Origin of the sequence: Sphingobium sp. ba1 (genome assembly GCF_000743655.1) — a bacterium.
Classification (GTDB): Bacteria; Pseudomonadota; Alphaproteobacteria; order Sphingomonadales; family Sphingomonadaceae; genus Sphingobium.
In genome coordinates, this window is the sequence record NZ_JPPQ01000006.1 from 187,117 (window position 1) to 190,845 (window position 3,729).

Sequence of the window (3,729 nt, forward strand, 5' to 3'; positions counted from 1 at the left end):
CGCCAGCGCCTCTATCTTCGCGCGCTGGGCGGGGGTGGCGTCGGGCCATGGGAAGGTGTTGTAGACGAGGCCCGGAGAATAGCTGAAGTCGCTTTTGAGCCTGCCTCCGACATGGGCAAGCCAAGCCATGTGAGCGCGACTTGTCAGAATGCCGAAGTGCCATAACTCCGCTTCTTCCATAACCAATAGCTTGTTGCTTGGGATGGCCGGCGGCTCAACCCAGCCAAGCGGTACGTAGTCACGCCGCTCTGAACTGACTTCAGGCAGCACTAGAAAAACGGAGTTCGGAATTACGGTGACATGGTAGGCTGTGGGGTTATCGGCCAATTGTCGTGCCAGTTTGCCCGGTCCGGTGGAGCGCAATTTGCGCACAGCGGCGATCCTTTCCACCACTTTGGGCATATCGCGAATTTCGGCTGGCGTTAGATCGGGGGTGTGTAGAATCCAACGACCTTGACCGTTGATAAATTCGTAGCCGCCCAGAAAAGGCCGCATCGCCTTAGCTGCATTCGGCTCGACGGCAAGAAAAGCAGCACGTTCACCAGCATCGAAAATGTATTGCCCGCCATCTACGGGCTTGGTTCCAACACAAATGCGCGGCGCGTTGCAGAGCGAGTGACCTGTCCGATTCACCACCAAATGCCGATTGGCTACGCCTTTGGCATCGAACAAATAGGCGGTAAGCGCCACATGGCGACTTTCAACCGGATCGCCCTTAATGTCGGGATAGGAGAACAGCCGCTTATCGCTCGGTTCATGATCGCGATGCGCCAGTCCGACTATCACCACATGGACATGGGCTTTTCCGCGTGCCTCGCTAAACCAATTGAAGGTGCGATGTGCAAAGGTGATTTCCAACCCGTGCCTGTCAAACAGGATCGGCCATAGCTGCGCCACCTGTTCGCCCTGGGTAATCGAATTGGTTGCGACGAACGCAATTCGAATGCGGCGGTTTGTTTGCAGATATTGCCCCGCCTTAATGAACCATGCGGCGACATAATCCAGCCTGCTACTATTTGCGCCATAGGCTGACACAAGGCGGGTAAACTGTTCCTGTTGGGTTTCACTTCGCCAGACGAAACCAACAAACGGCGGGTTGCCCATGATGTAGCTGCATTTTTCCGGCCGCAGCAGGTCGGCCCAGTCGGCTTCCAGCGCGTCGCCATGCAGGATATGGGCGCTGTCCTTGAGCGGGATGCGGGCATAGTTGAGCCGGAAAGCTTCGTTGATCGCATTATTGGCGATATGGTCCATCATCCACATCGCGACTTCGGCGATCCTGGCCGGAAACTCCTCATATTCTATGCCGTAAAACTGATCGACGGTGACGCGGGACAGCAGCGCCGCGTCGATTTGCTGGTCGCCATATTGGGCCTTGAGCGCTTCGAGTTCCAAGGCCCGGATTTCGCGGTAGGCGATGACCAGAAAATTGCCGCAACCGCAGGCGGGATCGAAGAAGGTCAGCCGCGCCAGCTTGTTCTGAAACTCGCCCAAGGCCCGGTCCTGCGCGCGATAATGGCGGCCAGTTCGGATTTCAGATCATCCAGGAAGAGCGGGCCGATGACCTTCATGATATTGGCTTCGGTCGTGTAATGCGCGCCCTTGGCCCGCCGTTCCTTGGCGTCCATCACCGACTGGAACAGCGATCCGAAAATGGCGGGCGATACGCCGGACCAGTCATGCCGGGCGGCGTCGAGCAGATGGTCGCGCATCGCCTGGGTAAAATGCGGGGTGCGGACGCGCTGCGCAAACAAGCGGCCATTCACATAGGGAAAGGCGTTCAGTTCGGCTTGCAGGGTCGATTGGCGGGCCTGTTCGGGCGTATCGAGAACGTCGAACAGGTCGTTGAGAACGCGACCGACATCGCTGCCATCGGGCCGCGTGTCATTTTCGACCAGTTGGAGGAAAATATCCTTGGCTGGAAAATGCCGGTGTCGTCTGCAAACAGGCAGAAGAGCAGCCGAACCAGCAATTGTTCCAGATCACGCCCGACATAGCCCGTTTCCTCCAGCGCATCGTGCAGCTTGCCCATCAGTTCCGCCGCCTTGATGGTGACGCCCGCCTGGGTTTCGAAACTGACCTTGCGGCCCAGCATGAAATCGAACGCGGTGATATGCTTGTGCAGGTCGGCCAGGCGGAATGTCAGTTGGGTGCGGGTTTCCAGGTCCAGCAGCACCCAGGTCTGAAAATCGCAGGACAGCACCCAGCGCGGTTGCAGCGTCGGGTGGATGCCCTCCACATAATCCAGCGCCTGTCCCTGCGCCCGGCCAAGGTCCAGGCTCGCGCTTTTCTGTTCGACCAGCAAGGTGCCGGGCCAGAACAGGTCGATGAAGCCATGCCGGTTGTTCAGCAGTTTGACCCGCTGTTCATAGACCGCCACCTGCTTGCGCTTGATGCCGAAAATCTCGAAAAATTCATTGTAGAATGTCTGGGTCTGGCCGCGCTCATAATGGGCGCTCTTCCATTCATCGCTGAACGCCTTGGCCCGACGCTTGATCTCATCCCAGCCTAAACGCATGAATCCCCCTGACCTTCGCCACGGCTTAGCCTGCCCGGCACCGGTCGCCAAGGCGCGTTCGGGATTACCCGGACTATCGGGAAATTGGAGCGGGTGAGGGGAATCGAACCCCCGTCGTCAGCTTGGGAAGCTGCTGCTCTACCATTGAGCTACACCCGCGTTCGACTGCCCATTGCCACGGCGGAAATGCGCCGTCAACCAACCTGGCGCTTGGCCAGTTTGCGCGCCAGGGTGCGGCGGTGCATGCCTAAACGGCGGGCGGCTTCGGAGATGTTGAAGTCGCTGTCCTTGAGCGCTTCGTGGATATGCTCCCATTCCAGCGTCTTGATGGACGTTGGGCGGGGGGCGAGCGGGGTGTCGGGATCGCCGCCGGAGCGGGCGAAGGCGGCCTCTATGTCGTCGGTGTTGGACGGTTTGGCGAGATAATGGGTGGCGCCGAGCTTGATCGCATCGACGGCGGTCGCGATGCTGGCAAAGCCGGTCAGCACGACGATGAGCATCGAGGGATCATGGGCGTGCAGCGCCTGAACGCAGGCGAGGCCGGACTGGGGGCCGAGCTTGAGGTCCACAACGGCAAAGCCGGGGCGATGGTCGGCGAGGCGGGCGTTGACCGATTCCAGGCTGTCGGCGAGCAGGACGCTATAGCCGCGCCGCTCGAACGAGCGTTTGAGCGTGCGGGCGAAGGCTTCGTCATCCTCGACGATCAGCAACAGCCGTTCAGACGTCATTCCTACCCTCCTCCAAAGCCAGGGTCGCGAGCGGCAGGCGCAGCAGGATCATCGCGCCGCCCTCCACGCTGTTGCTGGCATTGACCCGTCCGCCCAGCTTGCGAACGACATTGACCACCAGAAAGAGGCCCAGGCCGCCGCCCTGCTTGCCCTTGCTCGACCGATAGGGTTTGCCGACATCGGCCAGCATCTCTTCGCTAAAGCCTGGGCCATTGTCGCGCACGGCGATATGGAGCCAGCGATTATCGCGGCTGACGAGCATGTCGATATAGGTCGCGCCCGCTTCGCGCGCATTGTCGAGCAGGTTGGTGACGGCCTGGCGGATCACCGGATCAGCGACGATGCGGGGATAGTCGTGCGGGCCAAAGTCGCAGCGCAGCGGCATGCCGGGATTGGCGCTGCGCCAGTCGCGGGCGATGGCATCGACAAAATCGCGGACATTGGTGATTTGCGGGGCTTCGCCGCGCGCTTCGCCGGCCGACA

At 60.3% G+C, this 3,729-nt stretch carries 5 protein-coding genes and 1 tRNA gene; all 6 read right to left on the bottom strand.

Going from position 1 to position 3,729, the window contains the following annotated elements; genetic code table 11:
* Positions 1-1,494, bottom strand: a 1,494-nt coding sequence (locus tag IL54_RS22075; RefSeq protein WP_193378796.1) for a DNA methyltransferase, incomplete at its 3' end; no start/stop codon positions are given.
* Complete coding sequence (locus IL54_RS22080; protein ID WP_337587976.1) at positions 1,461-1,898, bottom strand: type IIL restriction-modification enzyme MmeI; 438 nt, start codon at positions 1,896-1,898, stop codon at positions 1,461-1,463. The genes IL54_RS22080 and IL54_RS22075, both read right to left, overlap by 34 nt.
* Positions 1,781-2,518 carry a type IIL restriction-modification enzyme MmeI gene (locus IL54_RS22085; protein ID WP_052027497.1) on the bottom strand — a complete coding sequence of 246 codons (738 nt, stop codon included), beginning with the start codon at positions 2,516-2,518 and terminating at the stop codon, positions 1,781-1,783. The genes IL54_RS22080 and IL54_RS22085 overlap by 118 nt, the downstream gene beginning before the upstream one ends.
* Positions 2,519-2,603: 85 nt before the next feature.
* A tRNA-Gly gene (locus tag IL54_RS01040) sits at positions 2,604-2,677 on the bottom strand.
* 35 nt (positions 2,678-2,712) lie between these two features.
* Positions 2,713-3,246: a response regulator transcription factor gene (locus IL54_RS01045; RefSeq protein WP_037472282.1), complete on the bottom strand. Its 534-nt coding sequence runs from the start codon at positions 3,244-3,246 to the stop codon at positions 2,713-2,715.
* On the bottom strand, positions 3,236-3,729 hold a 494-nt coding region (locus IL54_RS01050), incomplete at its 5' end, for an ATP-binding protein (protein WP_037472521.1). The genes IL54_RS01050 and IL54_RS01045, both read right to left, overlap by 11 nt.